14 protein-coding genes are annotated in these 15,094 nt (G+C 75.5%); 6 read left to right on the top strand and 8 right to left on the bottom strand.

What is annotated here, in order from left to right:
- Positions 1 to 135 precede the first annotated feature (135 nt).
- Entirely contained in the window at positions 136 to 1,824 is a 1,689-nt protein-coding gene (locus tag ACH4K1_RS21595; RefSeq protein ID WP_398090890.1) for a DUF885 domain-containing protein, read from the top strand.
- Positions 1,825 to 1,896: 72 nt separating this feature from the next.
- Positions 1,897 to 2,778: an ATP-grasp domain-containing protein gene (locus tag ACH4K1_RS21590; RefSeq protein WP_398090889.1), complete on the top strand. Its 882-nt coding sequence runs from the start codon at positions 1,897 to 1,899 to the stop codon at positions 2,776 to 2,778.
- A gap of 223 nt (positions 2,779 to 3,001) precedes the next feature.
- Here the strand turns inward: ACH4K1_RS21590 and ACH4K1_RS21585 are convergent, their stop codons facing one another.
- The 3 genes from ACH4K1_RS21585 to ACH4K1_RS21575 all read right to left on the bottom strand — a co-directional run bounded on the left by ACH4K1_RS21585 (position 3,002) and on the right by ACH4K1_RS21575 (position 8,017).
- Positions 3,002 to 6,040, bottom strand: a complete 3,039-nt coding sequence (locus ACH4K1_RS21585) for an AAA family ATPase (protein WP_398090888.1) — start codon at positions 6,038 to 6,040, stop codon at positions 3,002 to 3,004.
- Positions 6,037 to 7,206 carry an exonuclease SbcCD subunit D gene (locus tag ACH4K1_RS21580; protein ID WP_398090887.1) on the bottom strand — a complete coding sequence of 390 codons (1,170 nt, stop codon included), beginning with the start codon at positions 7,204 to 7,206 and terminating at the stop codon, positions 6,037 to 6,039. The genes ACH4K1_RS21585 and ACH4K1_RS21580 overlap by 4 nt, the downstream gene beginning before the upstream one ends.
- 184 nt (positions 7,207 to 7,390) lie before the next feature.
- The gene (locus ACH4K1_RS21575) at positions 7,391 to 8,017 is read right to left on the bottom strand and encodes a YigZ family protein (RefSeq protein ID WP_228992302.1); all 627 of its coding nucleotides are present in this window, start codon (positions 8,015 to 8,017) and stop codon (positions 7,391 to 7,393) included.
- A 75-nt stretch (positions 8,018 to 8,092) separates the two neighbouring features.
- Between ACH4K1_RS21575 and ACH4K1_RS21570 the strand changes: the two genes are divergently transcribed.
- Both ACH4K1_RS21570 and ACH4K1_RS21565 read left to right on the top strand, forming a co-directional pair.
- Complete coding sequence (locus tag ACH4K1_RS21570) at positions 8,093 to 8,539, top strand: CoA-binding protein (protein ID WP_398090886.1); 447 nt, start codon at positions 8,093 to 8,095, stop codon at positions 8,537 to 8,539.
- A gap of 104 nt (positions 8,540 to 8,643) precedes the next feature.
- A complete protein-coding gene (locus ACH4K1_RS21565) occupies positions 8,644 to 9,471 on the top strand; it encodes an aminoglycoside N(3)-acetyltransferase (protein ID WP_398090885.1) in 828 nt (275 codons plus the stop codon).
- Positions 9,472 to 9,595: 124 nt separating this feature from the next.
- Here ACH4K1_RS21565 and ACH4K1_RS21560 read toward each other — a convergent pair whose 3' ends face one another.
- The 3 genes from ACH4K1_RS21560 to ACH4K1_RS21550 form a co-directional block, all read right to left on the bottom strand.
- Positions 9,596 to 10,150, bottom strand: a complete 555-nt coding sequence (locus ACH4K1_RS21560; protein WP_398090884.1) for a YbaK/EbsC family protein — start codon at positions 10,148 to 10,150, stop codon at positions 9,596 to 9,598.
- 99 nt (positions 10,151 to 10,249) lie between these two features.
- Positions 10,250 to 10,822 carry a helix-turn-helix domain-containing protein gene (locus tag ACH4K1_RS21555; protein ID WP_398090883.1) on the bottom strand — a complete coding sequence of 191 codons (573 nt, stop codon included), beginning with the start codon at positions 10,820 to 10,822 and terminating at the stop codon, positions 10,250 to 10,252.
- A gap of 171 nt (positions 10,823 to 10,993) precedes the next feature.
- The gene (locus ACH4K1_RS21550) at positions 10,994 to 11,743 is read right to left on the bottom strand and encodes an acyltransferase (RefSeq protein WP_398090882.1); all 750 of its coding nucleotides are present in this window, start codon (positions 11,741 to 11,743) and stop codon (positions 10,994 to 10,996) included.
- A 133-nt stretch (positions 11,744 to 11,876) separates the two neighbouring features.
- On the opposite strand from ACH4K1_RS21550, the gene ACH4K1_RS21545 reads away from it, so the two are divergent.
- On the top strand, positions 11,877 to 12,437 hold the full coding sequence (locus tag ACH4K1_RS21545; RefSeq protein ID WP_398090881.1) for a gamma carbonic anhydrase family protein: 561 nt from the start codon (positions 11,877 to 11,879) through the stop codon (positions 12,435 to 12,437).
- A 90-nt stretch (positions 12,438 to 12,527) separates the two neighbouring features.
- Here the strand turns inward: ACH4K1_RS21545 and ACH4K1_RS21540 are convergent, their stop codons facing one another.
- The gene (locus ACH4K1_RS21540) at positions 12,528 to 12,965 is read right to left on the bottom strand and encodes a DUF4442 domain-containing protein (RefSeq protein WP_398090991.1); all 438 of its coding nucleotides are present in this window, start codon (positions 12,963 to 12,965) and stop codon (positions 12,528 to 12,530) included.
- 121 nt (positions 12,966 to 13,086) lie between these two features.
- On the opposite strand from ACH4K1_RS21540, the gene ACH4K1_RS21535 reads away from it, so the two are divergent.
- Positions 13,087 to 14,169 carry a hypothetical protein gene (locus ACH4K1_RS21535; RefSeq protein WP_398090880.1) on the top strand — a complete coding sequence of 361 codons (1,083 nt, stop codon included), beginning with the start codon at positions 13,087 to 13,089 and terminating at the stop codon, positions 14,167 to 14,169.
- A gap of 57 nt (positions 14,170 to 14,226) precedes the next feature.
- Here ACH4K1_RS21535 and ACH4K1_RS21530 read toward each other — a convergent pair whose 3' ends face one another.
- A complete protein-coding gene (locus tag ACH4K1_RS21530) occupies positions 14,227 to 15,072 on the bottom strand; it encodes a spermidine synthase (RefSeq protein WP_398090879.1) in 846 nt (281 codons plus the stop codon).
- Between the last annotated feature and the right edge of the window lie 22 nt (positions 15,073 to 15,094).

Genomic DNA, 15,094 nt, shown 5'->3' with positions numbered 1-15,094 from the left:
GGCGGGGCCCACGCACCGGGGCGGGCCGCGTACCGGGCGGGCCGTCCGGCCCCGGACGCCGGCCGGCCGGCGGAGTTCGGACACCGGGCGGCCCCGGTGGTGACGGGAGGGCCGCCTCCGTAGAAGGATGTCCGCATGTCAGACACTTCGAGCAGCGCGCTGCCCCGTCAGGTCGCCGACGCCTACGTCGACGCGATCATCGAACTCGATCCCATCACCGGCACCCACCTGGGTGTCCCCGAAAGCTCGCGCCGGCTGCCCGACTTCTCCCCGGCGGGACAGGCCGCGACCGCCGACCTCATCCGTGCCACGCTGCGCGAGCTGGACGCCGCCGAGCGGCGCCCCGGTGCGGACAGCGATGCCGAGCGGCGCTGCGGACGTCTCCTGCGGGAGCGGCTGACGGCGGAACTCGCCGTGCACGAGGCCGAGGAGGGGCTGCGGGCCGTATCCAACCTGTCGTCGCCCGCCCACAGCATCACCGAGGTCTTCACGCTCACGCCCACCGCGACGGACGAGGACTGGGCGGCGGTCGTGGAGCGCCTTCGCGCGGTGCCCGCCGCGTACGAGGGGTACCGCGCCTCGCTCGCGCTCGGTCTGGAGCGCAAGCTGTACGGCGGTCCGCGCGCGACCGCCACCTTCGTCGGGCAGCTCACGGAGTGGGGCGGGGAAGGCGGGGGCGCGGGGTTCTTCACCGAGTTCGTGGCGCCGGGACCCGCGTCCCTGCGGGCCGAGCTGGACGAGGCCGCCGGGCAGGCGACGGCCTCGGTGCTGGCGCTGCGGGACTGGATGCGCGACGTGTACGCCCCGGCGGTCGAGGGGGCCCCGGACCCGGTCGGCCGGGAGCGCTACGCCCGCTGGTCGCGGCTGTACAACGGCACCGACCTGGACCTCGACGAGGCGTACGCGTACGGCTGGTCGGAGTACCACCGGCTGCTGGCCGAGATGAAGACCGAGGCCGAGAAGGTGCTGCCCGGATCCGGGCCCTGGGAGGCGCTCGCCCACCTCGATGTGCACGGTGAGCACATCGAGGGCGTGGAAGAGGTCCGCGCGTGGCTGCAGGGCCTGATGGACGAGGCGATCGAGGCGCTGGACGGCACGCACTTCGACCTGGCCGAGCGGGTACGGAAGGTGGAGTCCCGTATCGCGCCGCCCGGCGGGGCCGCCGCGCCCTACTACACCGGCCCGTCCGAGGACTTCTCCCGCCCCGGCCGCACCTGGCTGCCCACCATGGGCGAGACCCGCTTCCCGGTGTACGACCTGGTCTCCACCTGGTACCACGAGGGGGTGCCCGGCCACCACCTGCAGATCGCCCAGTGGGCGCACGTGGCCGACAGCCTCTCCCGCTACCAGGCGTCGATCGGCATGGTCAGCGCCAACGCCGAGGGCTGGGCGCTGTACGCGGAGCGGCTGATGGACGAGTTGGGCTTCCTGCCCGACCCGGAGCGGCGGCTCGGCTACCTGGACGCCCAGATGATGCGCGCCTGCCGGGTGATCGTCGACATCGGCATGCACCTGGAGCTGGAGATCCCGGCGGACTCCCCCTTCCACCCGGGCGAGCGCTGGACGCCCGCGCTGGCGCAGGAGTTCTTCGGCAACCACAGCGGCCGTCCCGCCGATTTCGTGGAGAGCGAGCTGACCCGCTACCTGTCGATGCCGGGCCAGGCCATCGGCTACAAGCTCGGGGAGCGCGCCTGGCTGCTCGGCCGGGAGAACGCGCGCGCCGCGCACGGCGACGCGTTCGACCTCAAGTCCTGGCACATGGCGGCGCTCTCCCAGGGCTCGCTGGGCCTGGACGATCTGGTGGACGAGCTGTCCCGGCTCTGATCCCGTTGGAACGGTGCGCACGAGCCGCGACCCCCGCCCGGGGAGCGCGGGAAACGAGGGAAGAAGACCGTCGTGGACGAACGGAGCGGATTCCTGTTCTGCGCCGACCCGTTGAGGCCGGCACGCCCCGATCCGCAGTTCGCCGACGAGGTCGCGGCGGTACGTGCGGCCGGCGGCCGGACCGCGCTGGTCGACCATGACGCGCTGCTCGCCGGGGACGCGGCCGGAGCGGTGGCCCGGGTCGCGCGGGGCTCCGGACCGTACTGGTACCGGGGGTGGATGATCCCCTCCGACCGGTACGCGGAGCTGGAGGCGGCGCTCGGCGCGCGGGGCTGCACCCTGCGCACCGGCGCCGCCGGCTACCGGCGCGCCCACGAACTCCCCGGGTGGTACGAGGAGTTCGCCCACCTCACCCCGCGCAGCGTCTGGCTCCCCACCGCCCGGGGGGCTCCGCCGCCCTCCGCCGACGCGCTGGCCGGGCTCGCGGCGCCCCTGGGGCCGGGGCCCGGCATCGTGAAGGACTACGTGAAATCCCGCAAGCACGAATGGCACGAGGCGTGCTACGTACCGGAGTTGACCGACCGGGAGCAGTTGGCGGCCGTGGTGGGCCGTTTCGTCGAACTGCAGGGCGATTTCCTCACGGGCGGCCCGGTGCTGCGGTCCTTCGAGCCGTTCGTCGCGGGCGGCGAGGCGCGGGTGTGGTGGGTGGACGGCAGGGCGGTGCTCACCACCGCCCATCCGGACACCCCCGGCCGGGCCCCGGCCCCCGGGCTCCCCGCCGTGCGGGAGGCGGTGGGCCGTCTCGGGCTGCGCTGGATCACCACCGACCTGGCGTTGCGCGAGGACGGCGCGTGGCGGGTGGTGGAGGTGGGCGACGGTCAGGTCAGCGGGCTCCCCGCCGGAGCGGACGCCGGGGGTCTGTTCGCCGCGCTGGTCGCCGCCGGAGCGCCCTGACCGGAGGCGGGCCCCCGTCCCGGCAGCCGCGGTCGGCGGCGACCGGCGGGGAAGACGAGCGACCTGCCGGAGCAGACCGCCGCGCCGGTGGCCGACGCCGAACGGCTGGGCCCGCCGGTCCTCGCCCCGGCGCGCCCGCGCCGGTCCGGTCGGGCGGGCCCCGGCGGCGGAGTGCGGGCAGGGCGCGCCTTCGGCCGGGCGGTGGACGGGCCGCGCGGCCCGGTCACAGGCGGTGGCGTACGGACGACCCCTGCCGCTCCTTCACCACTTCGAGCCGGGCGGGGATCCGGCGGCGCAGGTCGGCCACGTGGCTGACGATGCCCACGCTGCGATCCCGCTCCCGCAGGGAGTCCAGTACGTCGAGCACGTCGTCCAGGGTCTGGTCGTCCAGGCTGCCGAACCCCTCGTCGATGAAGAGGGTGTCCAGGCGTACGCCGCCGGCCTCCTCGGTCACCACGTCGGCGAGGCCCAGCGCGAGGGCGAGCGAGACGAAGAACGTCTCTCCGCCGGAGAGCGTCGCGGTGTCGCGTTCGCTGCCGGTCCAGGCGTCGACCACATGCAGTCCGAGCCCGGCCCGGCGGCCGCCGGTGCGGGCGTCGGAGTGGACCAGCGTGTAACGGCCGGAGGACATCCGCCGCAGCCGCGCGGTGGCGGCGGCGGCCACCTGCTCCAGGCGGGCGGCCAGGACGTACGACTCCAGCCGCATCTTGCGTTCGTTGTCGGCGGAGGTGCCCGCCGCCAGGCCCGCGAGCCGGGCGATCCGCTCGTACTGCCGGCGCACCGGACCCAGTTCGCGCACCTCGTCGGCGGCCTGCCGGGAGAGCCGGGCCAGCTCGGCACAGCGCTGCTCGGCGGCGGCGCGGACGGCGGACGCCTCGCGCACCAGCCGTTCCGCCGCCTCGAACCCCTCCTGCGCCGCCGACGGCCGGGCCGGGGGCTGTTCGGCGGCCTGGCGGGCGTCGCGTTCGGCACGGCGGTCGGCGACCGCGGCGGCCTCGGCCTGCCAGGCGTCGACGCGGTGCTGGAGGTCGCGTTGGGCCGCCGCGTCCAGGAGCGCCGAGGCGGCGGCCTCCGGGGTGTCGAAGCCGGCCCGGAAGGCCGCGTCGGAGAGCCGGCCGTCGGCCTCCTTGCGCCGCCGGGCCGCGTCCTGTTCGGCACGTACGGCCTCGGCGGCCTCTTCAAGCAGCGCCACCCGGCGGGTGAGGCGTTCCGCGTATGCGGCGACGGACCCGAACTCACCGCGTACGGCGTCGAGGTCGCCGCGCAGCACCGTCTGCTCGCGGTCGAGGGCCTCACGCCGGGAGGTGCGGGCGGCGGCCCGGCGTTCGGCCTCCTGGCGAAGGCCCAGGCGTTCGCGGTGCTCGCGCTCCGCGGCGTCGAGGGCTTCGCGGGCGGCGTGCGTGCCGGCGGCGGTGCGGTGGGCCTCGGCGTGCTCGGCGGTCAGCCGTTCGACGGTGGAGCGGAGTTCGTCGACGGACGGGCCGGGGTCCTCGTCGGCCCCGGCGTCGGCGCCCGCCCCCGGGTCCGCGTCGCGGGCCTCCGCGCGGGCGGCGGCATGGCGTTCACGGACGAGTCCGAGGGCCTGTTCCGCGCGGGCGCGGCTCTCCTCGGCGGTGCGGTGGGCGGCGAGGGCGGCCTCCTCGGCGGCCCGGTCGACGTGGCCGTCGCCCTCGCTCGCGGGGGCCGGGTGCTCGGCGGATCCGCAGACGGCGCAGGGCGTACCGGCGACGAGTCCGGCGGCCAGCTCCGCGGCGATGTCCCGCAGCCGCCGCTCCCGCAGCCCGAGCCAGGTCTCCTGGGCGTCCAACGCGCGTTCCCGGGCCTCCGCGAGCTCCCGCCGGGCGGTCTCGGCCTCGGCGGCCAGGAGGTCGCGGCGGCGGGCGGCCTCCAGTCGGCGGCGGGCCGGTGCGAGGAGCCCGGCGAGCTGTTCGGCCCGGGTGGCGGCCTCCTGCGCGGTCGCGATGCGCTCGCGGAGTCCGGCGTGGACGGCGTCCCAGTCCGCCAGCCAGGCGTCGGCGTCGCGTACGGTCGCCTCGTCGGCCCGGGACTCCCGTTCCAGCTCCTCCCGTTCCTCGTCGATCGCGAGGCTGCGGGCCTCGGCCCGGCGGGCCGACTCCAGGCCGCCCAGCTCCTGCCGGAACCGGCGTTCCAGCTCGGCGAGCCGGTCCGGCCCCGCGTCGTCGAGGTCGGGGGGCAGCTGCGCCCTGGCCCGGTCGAGCGCGGCGGACGCGCGGCGGTGGGCCCGCTCGGCCTCGTCGCGCAGCTCCAGTGCGGGGGCGACCCGGTCGGCCTTCCGGGCGCGTTCCAACCGCTCCCGGCAGCGGTCGTGCTCCTCCCGCCCCTCCTCCAGCGCCGCGAGCCGCGTCCTGGTCTCCTCGAACCTCGCCTGGAGGCGGGCGAGTTCGCGTTCGGCGTCCAGGGCACGGCGCGCCACGCGCTGCCGGTCCTCGGCGGCGGCGACGGCGCGGTGGGCGATGTCGAGCCGTTCGCGGGCGGTGGAGCGGGCGATCGCGGCCCACTCCAGCACGGCTTCGGCGAGTCCCGGTTCACCGGGGCGGGCCGTGACCGGGGCGGCCTCGGACCCGGCGGGCCCGGCCGCCTGGGCGGTGCGCTGGGCGAGGGCGAGGATCCGCTCGTCGGCGGCGGTGACCTGGGCCTCGGCGGTCCGGCGCAGTTCGGCGAGGCGCTCCTCGACGGCGGCGAAGCGGCGGGTGTCGAAGAGGCGGCCGAGGAGCTTGCCGCGCGCCTCGGCGTCCGCGCGCAGGAAGCGGGCGAAGTCGCCCTGCGGCAACAGCACGACCTGGCAGAACTGGTCGCGGCTCATACCGATGAGCCGCGTCAGCTCCTCGCCGATCTCCTGGTGCGACGTGCTGAGGGCGTGCCAGCCGCGGTCGGGGGCGTGACCGCGCAGCCGGCTCCGGGCCTTCTCCATGGTGAAGCCCTCGCCGCGCTTCTTGGGGCGGGGCTGGGCGGGGCGGCGGGTGACCTCCAGGCGGCGGCCGCCGACGGTCAGCTCCAGCTGGACCTCGGTGGGCAGGTCCACGGGCGCGTGGTCGCTGCGCAGGGAGGCGCCGGGGCTCTGCCGGGCGCCGGGAACGGCTCCGTACAGGGCGAAGCAGACGGCGTCCAGCACGGAGGTCTTGCCCGCGCCGGTGGGGCCGTGGAGGAGGAAGAGGCCGGCGGAGGAGAGGGCGTCGAAGTCGACCTCCTGGGTGGCGCCGAACGGGCCGAAGGCGGTGATGCTCAGGCGGTGCAGTCTCACCGGGTCACCTCGCGCACGGCCCCGTCCACCCGGACGTCGTCGAACGCGGCGCGCAGCACGGTGCGTTCGAGGTCGCTCGGGCCGCTGCCGCCGCGGACGTGGGCGACGAAGTCCTCGGCGATCTGGTGGTCGTCGCGGCCCTTCAGCCGCTGGGCGTAGGTGGTCCCCGGCTCCTCCGGCGGCCGCTCGGGGTCGAAGACGAGGCTGAGGGCGTGCGGGAAGCGCCCGGCGAGCCGGGCCATCGGGTCGGCGGGGCGTACCGGATCGGTGAGGGTGGCCTCGACCCAGGCGTGCTCGTGGCGGTCGAGGGCGGGGTCCTCCAGCAGCGTGTCGAGACGGCCGCGGAGCCGGGCGAGGGGGCGTTCGGCGGGGCAGTCGATCCGCTCCTCGGCGGCGATGTCCCCGTTGCCGTCGAGGTCGATGAGCCACATGGTCTTGCGGTGGCCGGCCTCGGAGAAGGAGTACGCGAGCGGCGAACCGGAGTAGCGGACCCGGGCGGTGACCCGCTGGGAGCCGTGGAGGTGGCCGAGCGCCACGTAGTCGACCCCGTCGAAGACGCCGGCGGGGACCGCGGCGATCCCGCCGACGGTGATGTCGCGTTCGCTGTCGCTGGGCTCCCCGCCCGCCACGAAGGCGTGGGCGAGGACGACGGAGCGGGTGCCGGCGGGGCGGGTGGCGAGGTCGGCGCGGACCTGGTCCATGGCGGCGGTGAGGACCGCCTCGTGCCCGGTCCCGGAGGCCCCCAGGACGTCCTTGGCCAGGGCCGGTTCCAGATAGGGCAGCCCGTAGAACGCCACCTCCCCGTGGTCGTCGGCGAGGACGACGGGAGTGGCGCAGTTCCCGGGATCGGTCCGCAGGTGGATGCCGGCCCGTTCGAAGAGACCGGCGCCGACGCCGAGCCGTCGGGCCGAGTCGTGGTTGCCGGAGATCATGACGGTGGGCACGCCCTCGGCGGCGAGCCGGTGCAGCGCCCGGTCGAACAGCTCGACGGCGGGGAGCGGCGGAACGGCCCGGTCGTAGACGTCGCCCGCGACGAGGACCGCGTCCACCTCGCGCTCCCGCACGGTCGCCACGAGGTGGTCGAGGTAGGCGGCCTGGGCGTCGAGCAGGGGGACGCGGTGGAAGGACCGGCCCAGGTGCCAGTCCGAGGTGTGCAGGAGCCTCACGTGATCACTCCGCCGCTTTCGACCTGCATCGTCCTCGTCCTCCACCCCGTGGGCCGCGCACGGGCGGCCCGTCCTGCCGTCCGGCAGCGACCACGCTAGCGCCGTCGGCCCGCCGGACCCGCATCGGCCGTGCACCGGCGGGCGCGGCACCGTCCTCGCCCCGCGCGTCCGGGCGCGGTGGCGGTCACACGTCGCCGTACGCCTCACCGCCGAGCTCCAGGGTGGCGGTCCCGGCGGTGGCGTCGGCGAGCCAGCCGGTGAACGGCACGACGTCGGCGTCCGGCAGCCCGATCTCGATGGTGACGGCCTCGGCGTACCGGACCTCGCGGACGTCCCGCCCGGTGGCCCGCAGGTCGTTCTCCAGCTTCCCGGCGCGCTGGTGGTCGACCCGGACCGTGGCGAGCCGGAAGCGCTGCCGCGTGAGGGTGCCGAGCGCGTCGAGGGCTTCGCCGACCACGCCCCCGTACGCCCGGATCAGTCCGCCGGCGCCGAGCTTGACCCCGCCGTAGTAGCGGGTGACGACCGCCGCGACGTACCGCACCTCCCGCCGCATCAGCATCTGGAGCATCGGGACGCCCGCGGTGCCGCCGGGTTCGCCGTCGTCGCTCGCCTTCTGCACGGAGGCGTCGGCGCCGATCACGTACGCGTAGCAGTTGTGGGAGGCGGTCGGGTGCTCCTTGCGGACGCGGGCGACGAACTCCTGCGCCTCCTGTTCGGTGGCGGCGGGGGCGAGGGAGCAGAGGAAACGGGATCGGTTGATCTCGCTCTCGTGCACACCCGCGCGGGCGACGGTCCGGTACTGCTCCTGCATCCGTCCACCCTATGCGCCGCCGCGCCGGGCGGTCCCGGCGGGAATGATCGGGCGGGGCCCGCCGGTTGTCCGGGCATGGACATCGACGGCACGCACGCGAACGACGGATACGCGGACCCCGCGACGATCAGGCGGATTCTCCAGGACACGGGCGACACCTGGGCGGTGGTGGGCCTGTCGGGCAACCGTTCCCGGGCGGCGTTCGGCGTGGCGGAGGTCCTGCGGCGGTTCGGCAAGCGGGTGGTGCCCGTGCACCCGAAGGCCGAGACGGTGCACGGGGAGCAGGGATACGCCTCGCTCGCCGACATCCCCTTCCCGGTCGACGTGGTGGACGTGTTCGTCAACAGCGGGCAGGCCGGCGCCGTCGCGGACGAGGCGGTGGCGGCGGGGGCGAAGGCGGTCTGGTTCCAGCTCGGCGTCGTGGACCCGGACGCCTTCGCGCGGACCCGGGCGGCGGGCCTGGACATGGTCATGGACCGTTGCCCCGCGATCGAGATCCCCCGGCTGGGCGGAGCCGCCTGAGCGGTCCGGGCGGGTGGCGGGAGCGGGTCCGGGCGGTCCAGGAGCACGGGACGGCCGGGCGGTCCAGGTGTGCGGGGTGTTCCACGGCGGGCAGGATTCCCGCCGTGGACGACGCGACCGAGGTGACCGAAGTGAGCGACGGGGCCCGCACGACGGCCGCGCTGAGCGCGCTGGGCGTCCGGCCCGGCGATGTGCTCCTGGTGCACGCCTCGCTGCGGTCGGTGGGCCCGGTGGCGGACGGCGCGCGGGGCGTACTGGCCGCGCTGCGCCGGGCCGTGGGGCCGGAGGGGACGGTGGTGGTCCCCTCCTTCACCCCGGAGAACTCCGACACCTCCCCGCACTACCGCGCCCGGGTGCGGGGCCTGGACGCCGGGGCGGTGGAGGCCGTCCGCGCCTCGATGGATCCGTACGACCCCTCGCTGACGCCCGCGCCGTCGATGGGCGCGCTGGCCGAGGCCGTGCGGACGGCGGCGGGGTCCGTGCGCAGCGCGCACCCGCAGACCTCCTTCGCGGCGCTCGGCCCCGGGGCGGGGCGGCTGCTCGCCGGGCACCGCCCCGACTGCCACCTCGGGGAGGACTCGCCGCTGGCCCGGCTGTACGAGGCGGACGCCCGGGTCCTGCTGCTCGGCACCGGCTACGCCACGTGTACGGCGTTCCACCTGGGCGAGTACCGGGCGCCCGGCCCGCCGCGCCGCGCTTACCGGTGCGTGGTCGCGCCGGGCGGGGTGCGCCGGTGGTGGGAGTACGAGGATGTGGCCCTGGACGACGGGGACTTCCCGGCCCTGGGCGCGGCCTTCGAGGAGGCCGCGGCCGAGGGGGACGTACGGGCGGGGCGGGTGGGTGCGGCGGAGTGCAGGCTCCTGCGGCTGCGGGCGGCCGTCGACTTCGCCGCGCTCTGGCTCACGGAGCACCGGCGGCGGCCCAGCGGCTGAGCGGCCGCCGCGCGAGGAGCGCCCCCCGGGGAAGGCGCCGAGGAGCACGGCCGGGAAGGCCGGGGCGGGAAACGGCCGGAGCGGAGGCCGGCCGGGAAGGCCGGGGCGGGCGGCCCGGGAGGGGTCAGACGCCCAGGCCCTCGACGACCACCGCTCCCGGCAGGGCCGCCAGCGCCTTGCCGGGCGCGATGAGCTTGCCGCGCCGGCTGCCGCTGCCGATCAGCACCCACTCCTCGTCCACCACGGCGGGGTCCAGCAGGAGGGGCCAGGCGGCGGGCAGCCCGATGGGGGTGATGCCGCCGTACTCCATGCCGCTCTCGCCGACCGCCGTCTCCATGGGGGCGAAGGACGCCTTGCGGGCCCCGAGGTGCTTGCGGACCGCGCCGTTGACGTCGACCCGGGTGCGGGAGAGCACCACGCAGGCGGCGAGGGTGACGTCCTGGCCGCGCTTGCCCGCCACGACGACGCAGTTGGCGGAGGTGTCGAGCAGGCCGGCGCCGTGGTGCTCGGCGAAGACGGCGGTGTCGGCGACGGCCGGGTCGCTGTCGACGTGGAGGACCTGGTCGGCGGTGAATCCGCCCCACCCGGCGGTGAGCGCCGCGACGACGGGGGCGGGCAGGAGGTCGAGCCGTTCCGCGGCGGGAGCGGCGTCCTCGAACGTTCCGATGGGTGCGCGCATGGCGCTCACGCTAACAGCGTCGGGACGGTCCGGACGGGGCGTCCCACCAGGTGGGAGCCCGGGCGAGCGTCCCGGCCCCCGGCGCCCCGGGCGGGCGGCTCAGCGAACCGGCGGGATGGCGACGGTCATGGTGAACACGGTCGGTTCGCCGCCCTCGTTGCGGTAGCCGTGCGGTACGTGTGCCTCGAAGGCGGCGGAGGTCCCGGCGGGCACCGGGTGGGTGCGCCCGTCGACCAGGAGCGTCAGTTCGCCCTCGGTCACGTGGAGGAGTTCGACGGTGCCCTCCGGGTGCGGGTCGGAGGCGGTGCCCTCCCCCGGCATCAGCCGGCAGCTCCACAGTTCGAGCGGGCCGCGGGCCTCCGCACCGACCAGCAGGGTGGTGGAGCTGCCCGCCTCGGTGGACCACATGCGGACGGCCCGGCTCTCCGGGACCAGCCTGACCTGGGCGCCCTGCTCGTGGTCGAGGAGGGTGGTGATGCTGACGCCGAGGGCGTCGGCCAGCTTCACGGTGGTGCCGACGCTCGGGTTCGTCCGCGCCTGCTCGATCTGGATGATCATCCCGCGGCTGACCCCGGCGCGGGCGGCGAGGGCGTCGAGGGTGAAGCCGCGCTCGCCGCGCCAGCGCTTGAGGTTGCGGGCCAGCGACTGGGTGAGCTGGTCGAGGTCGGACACGTACCGTCCCTGCGGTGGATGGCGGAGTGGGGAGACCGGGGCGTGGAGGCCCGGGTGCGGATACCCGAGTGCGGGTGGCTGAGTCGCGTACGGCGGATGCCGGGGTCAAGAATATTGCACCGCCCTGCGGGCGCCCCCCGCCCACCGGCCGTACCCCCGCCTCAGGGGGCGTCACGGGGTGTCGCGTGCCTCGTCCGGTTCGGCGAGGGCGAGCAGCTGTTCGGGCGTGACGCCCTCGGGTATCGGCACGGGAGCGGGCGTCCGCAGGGGCGGTTGCCACCCCTTCCGCGGATCCCAGCTGCGGACGACGCGGGCGGGCGCCCCGGCGACCACGGCGTGGTCGGGGACCTCGCCCCGGACGACCGCGCCCGCCGCGACCACCACGTTCCGGCCGAGGCGGGCGCCGGGCAGGATCACCGCGCCGGTCCCTATCCAGCAGCCGGGGCCGATCGTCACCGGTTCCATCCGGGGCCACTGCTTGCCCACGGGCTCGTACGGATCGTCGTAACTGTGGTTCGTCGAGGTGATGTAGACGTAGGGGCCGCAGTACGTGTCCGAGCCGATCGTCACCGTCGTGTCCGCGATCACGTGGCTGCCGCGTCCCAGCACCACGCCGTCGCCCAGGGTGAGGACGGTGTCGGGGCCCAGGTCCAGGTCCGGCATCATCCCGGCGGTGAGCGTGACCTGCTCGCCGATGACGCAGTGCGCGCCCAGCTCGATCCAGGGTTCGCCGAACACGGTCCCCTGGGGGAAGGCGAGCCGGGTGCCGGGGCCGATCGCGCCGAACCGCAGCCGCCCGGGGTGCTCGGCGGTGACCGCGCCCGCCCGCTGCGCCCAGCTCCAGCCGCGGTGGACCGCGCGGGAGGCGGCGCGGCGCGGGAGGCGGGCGAGGAGGGAGAACGGGTTGCGGTTCTTCGGCACGCGCTCACGGTAGTCGGCGGCGCGGCGGGCGATCGGCGCGGTGACCTGTGATGTTCGCCCCACTGCGCGGCGGGCCGCGGCGGCCGTCCCCTACCGTGTGGGACGGCACCACACCGGCGCGAAGGAGCAGGCGATGGCGGAGCAGGCGTTGATCACGGGCATGGGCGGCAAGGAGCCGGACGTCGACGCGGACGCGTTCACGGCCCCGACCTCCGTGGTGATCGGCGAGGTGACGCTCGCGGCGGGCTCCAGCGTCTGGTACCAAGCGGTGCTGCGCGCCGACTGCGGCCCCATCTCGATCGGTCCCGACAGCAATGTCCAGGACAACTGCAGCGTGCACACCGATCCCGGGTTCCCGCTGACCGTGGGCGCGCGGGTCTCGGTCGGCCACAACGCGGTGCTGCACGGCTGTGTGATCGAGGACGACGTGCTGGTCGGGATGGGCGCAACAGTCCTGAACGGGGCGCACATCGGTGCCGGTTCGCTGGTCGCGGCGCAGGCGCTCGTGCCGCAGGGGATGCGCGTGCCGCCGGGCTCGCTCGTCGCCGGCGTGCCCGCGAAGGTGAAGCGGCCGCTGACCCCGGAGGAGCTGGAGAGCATCCGCTTCAACGCGGCCGGGTACGTGGAGCTGGCCAAGGCCCACCGCGAGGCGCACGAGGCCGCGCCCGCGGAGGGCGAGGCGCACGGAGGCTGAGGCCCGCGCCCCCGCCGTGCACGACCGGGCCGCGGCCCCTCCCCGCCTCGGGAGGGGCCGCGGCCCGGTGCGTACGCGTGCGGTGAACGGTCAGCTGTGGGGGCGCAGGGTCCACACGACGGTCATCTCGCCCGTGACCGCCCCGTCGGCGCGCCGGATCTCGACGGCGACGGGGAATTCCGGCCGCTGCCCGGCGTCCAGCTCGGCGACGACGTCGGCGATGGGGCGGCCGAGGGTCGCGGTCGCCGTGACCTCGCCCTTGGCCAGCTTCTTGTAGCCGATCTCCGCCTTCACGGCGAGCGGCACGGCGCGTGACATCTGGTCGCCGAAGGCGGCGATGACGATCGCGCCGCTGGCGGACTCGGCGAGCGTGAACATCGCTCCGGCGTGCGGGCCGCCGAGGTGGTTGTGGTAGTCCGCCTGGTCGGGCAGCCGGACGACGGCGCGCTCCGGGGTCGTCTCCAGGAAGGCGAGGTTGAGGGTCCGGGCCATCGGAACGGTCGCGACGAGCATCTCGCCCACGGTCATCTGTTCAGCGCTCATGCCGGAATGTTACTCATCAGTAGCACCGTTTGGCCATCCCCTTGTGACGGCTCCGGTACAGGGCGGCCGTAGAAGTGGCCGCACGGTCCATCTATGGTTACTGGCCATGTGGCCAGGAACGCAGCCGCCCGGGGGCGAGCAGAACCCGCAGGACCAGAACCAGAACCCGTACCAGCAGCCGGGGTACCAGCAGCCCAACCCCTACCAGCAACCGGGGTATCCGCCGCAGGGAGAGCCCGCGCAGCCGGGTTACGGCTACCCGCAGGGCCCACCGCCCGGCGGGCAGCCGGGGTACCAGCAGCCCAACCCCTACCAGCAGCCGACGGTGCCGCAGTACGCCGTCCCGGGTCCGCCCGGCGGGCCGAAGCCCGGCGACGACAAGAAGAAGACGGTGATCACGGCGATCGTCGCGGCGACCGCCGTCGTGATCGCGGCGGGCGTCACGGGCTTCCTCGTGCTCGGCAAGGACGACGACGGCAAGACGGTCGCCGACCCCAAGAAGCCCGCCTCGCCGAGCGCCGAGCCCGCCGAATCGGCCACCGGCTCCACGCCGGCGGAGAACCCGCGCGGCTCCGACAGCGACCCCAAGCCGCTCATTCCGGGCTGGAAGGTCGTCACCAACCCCAAGTGGGGCACGCAGTTCGACGTGCCCGGGGACTGGGAGGTCTCCAGCTCGGGAACGTTCGCCGGTTTCGAGGACGCCAAGAAGGGGGACGGGTCGCCGGTCGCCGGCTTCTCCGCGCCCGCCTACTACAAGAGCAAGTGGTGCGTCGACGACTCCGACGGGGACGGCCGCGAGGAGGACACCGGACTCGCCGGCGTCGGGACGAAGGGCGCCCAGGGCGCCAAGAACACCGATGAGGCCGCGACGGCCGAGGCAGGCAACTTCGTGTGGGCCGCCTACGCCCAGCTCGACCCCAAGGAGAAGGTGAAGGTGGGCAAGCCCAAGCCCTTCACCACCAAGTCGGGCCTCTCCGGCAGCGTCGTCCAGGCCACCGCCCTGGGCCTGGCCAACAAGGAGAAGTGCGACAGCGACGGGAAGTCGATCGCCTTCTCCTTCAAGAACGCCAAGGGCGACTACTCCACCTGGGCCCTCTACGCCGCCGAGGGCGTCAAGGACGAGCTGCCGGACACCACCATCCAGCAGATCCTCAGCACGGTCCGCCTCGCCGGTCAGCCCACCGGCTGACACCGGCGGCCCGCACCGGCCCGTTCCCTGCCCGCCCCGCCCCGCCCGCCGGGCGCCTCAGCCCACGCTGAAGGCCCCGGCGGGCGGTTCGGGCGAGGCGACGGCGTCCGCGTCCGCGACCGGGCGGGCCGCGCCCAGGAACCGGGTCAGCGCGGAGCCGTGGGTGACCCGTGCGGGGAAGGCGTCCGCCGCGCAGCGCCGGACGAGCGGGGCCGTGTCGAGGGGCGTGTGCGAGGCGAGCAGGACGATGTTGCCGAAGCGCCGCCCGCGCAGGACCGCCGGTTCCGCCATCAGCGCCGCCTCGCGGAAGACCTCGGCGAAATTAGCCAGTTGCGAGCGGAGGAAGGCGAACGGCGCGCTGTCGGCCAGGTTGGCCGCGTAGACCCCGTCCTCCCGCAGCGCCCGTCCGGCGGCCCGCGCGTACTCCACGGAGGTGAGGTGGGCCGGCACCCGGGAGCCGCCGAAGACGTCCGCGATCAGCAGGTCCACGGAGGCGGGGGCCGTCGCCTCCAGCCGCTCCCGGGCGTCGGCCGCGTGGAGGATGACACCGCTCCCCTCGGGCAGCGGCATCTGCTCGCCGACCAGCCGCAGCAGCCCCCGGTCGGCGTCGACGACGTCCTGCCGCGAGCCGGGACGCGTCGCGGCCACGTACCGGGGCAGGGTCAGCGCACCGCCGCCCAGGTGCAGGACGTCCAGGGGCGCCCCCGGCTCCCCCGCGCCGTCCACGACGTGGGCGAGCCGCCGTACGTACTCGAATTCCAGGTGGTACGGGTCGTCGAGGTCCACGTAGGACTGGGGGGCGTCGTCGACCGTGAGCAGCCAGGCCCGGCCGCGGTCCACGTCGGGCAGCAGCCGGGCGGTCCCGTGGTCGACCTCGCGGATGACGGGTATCGGCTCGTTCACCCCACCATTGTCGCCTCCCCCG

The sequence above is a fragment of the Streptomyces sp. NPDC017448 genome, from assembly GCF_044330565.1.
Classification (GTDB): domain Bacteria; phylum Actinomycetota; class Actinomycetes; order Streptomycetales; family Streptomycetaceae; genus Streptomyces.
This window is presented reverse-complemented; position numbering and strand designations above follow the sequence as displayed.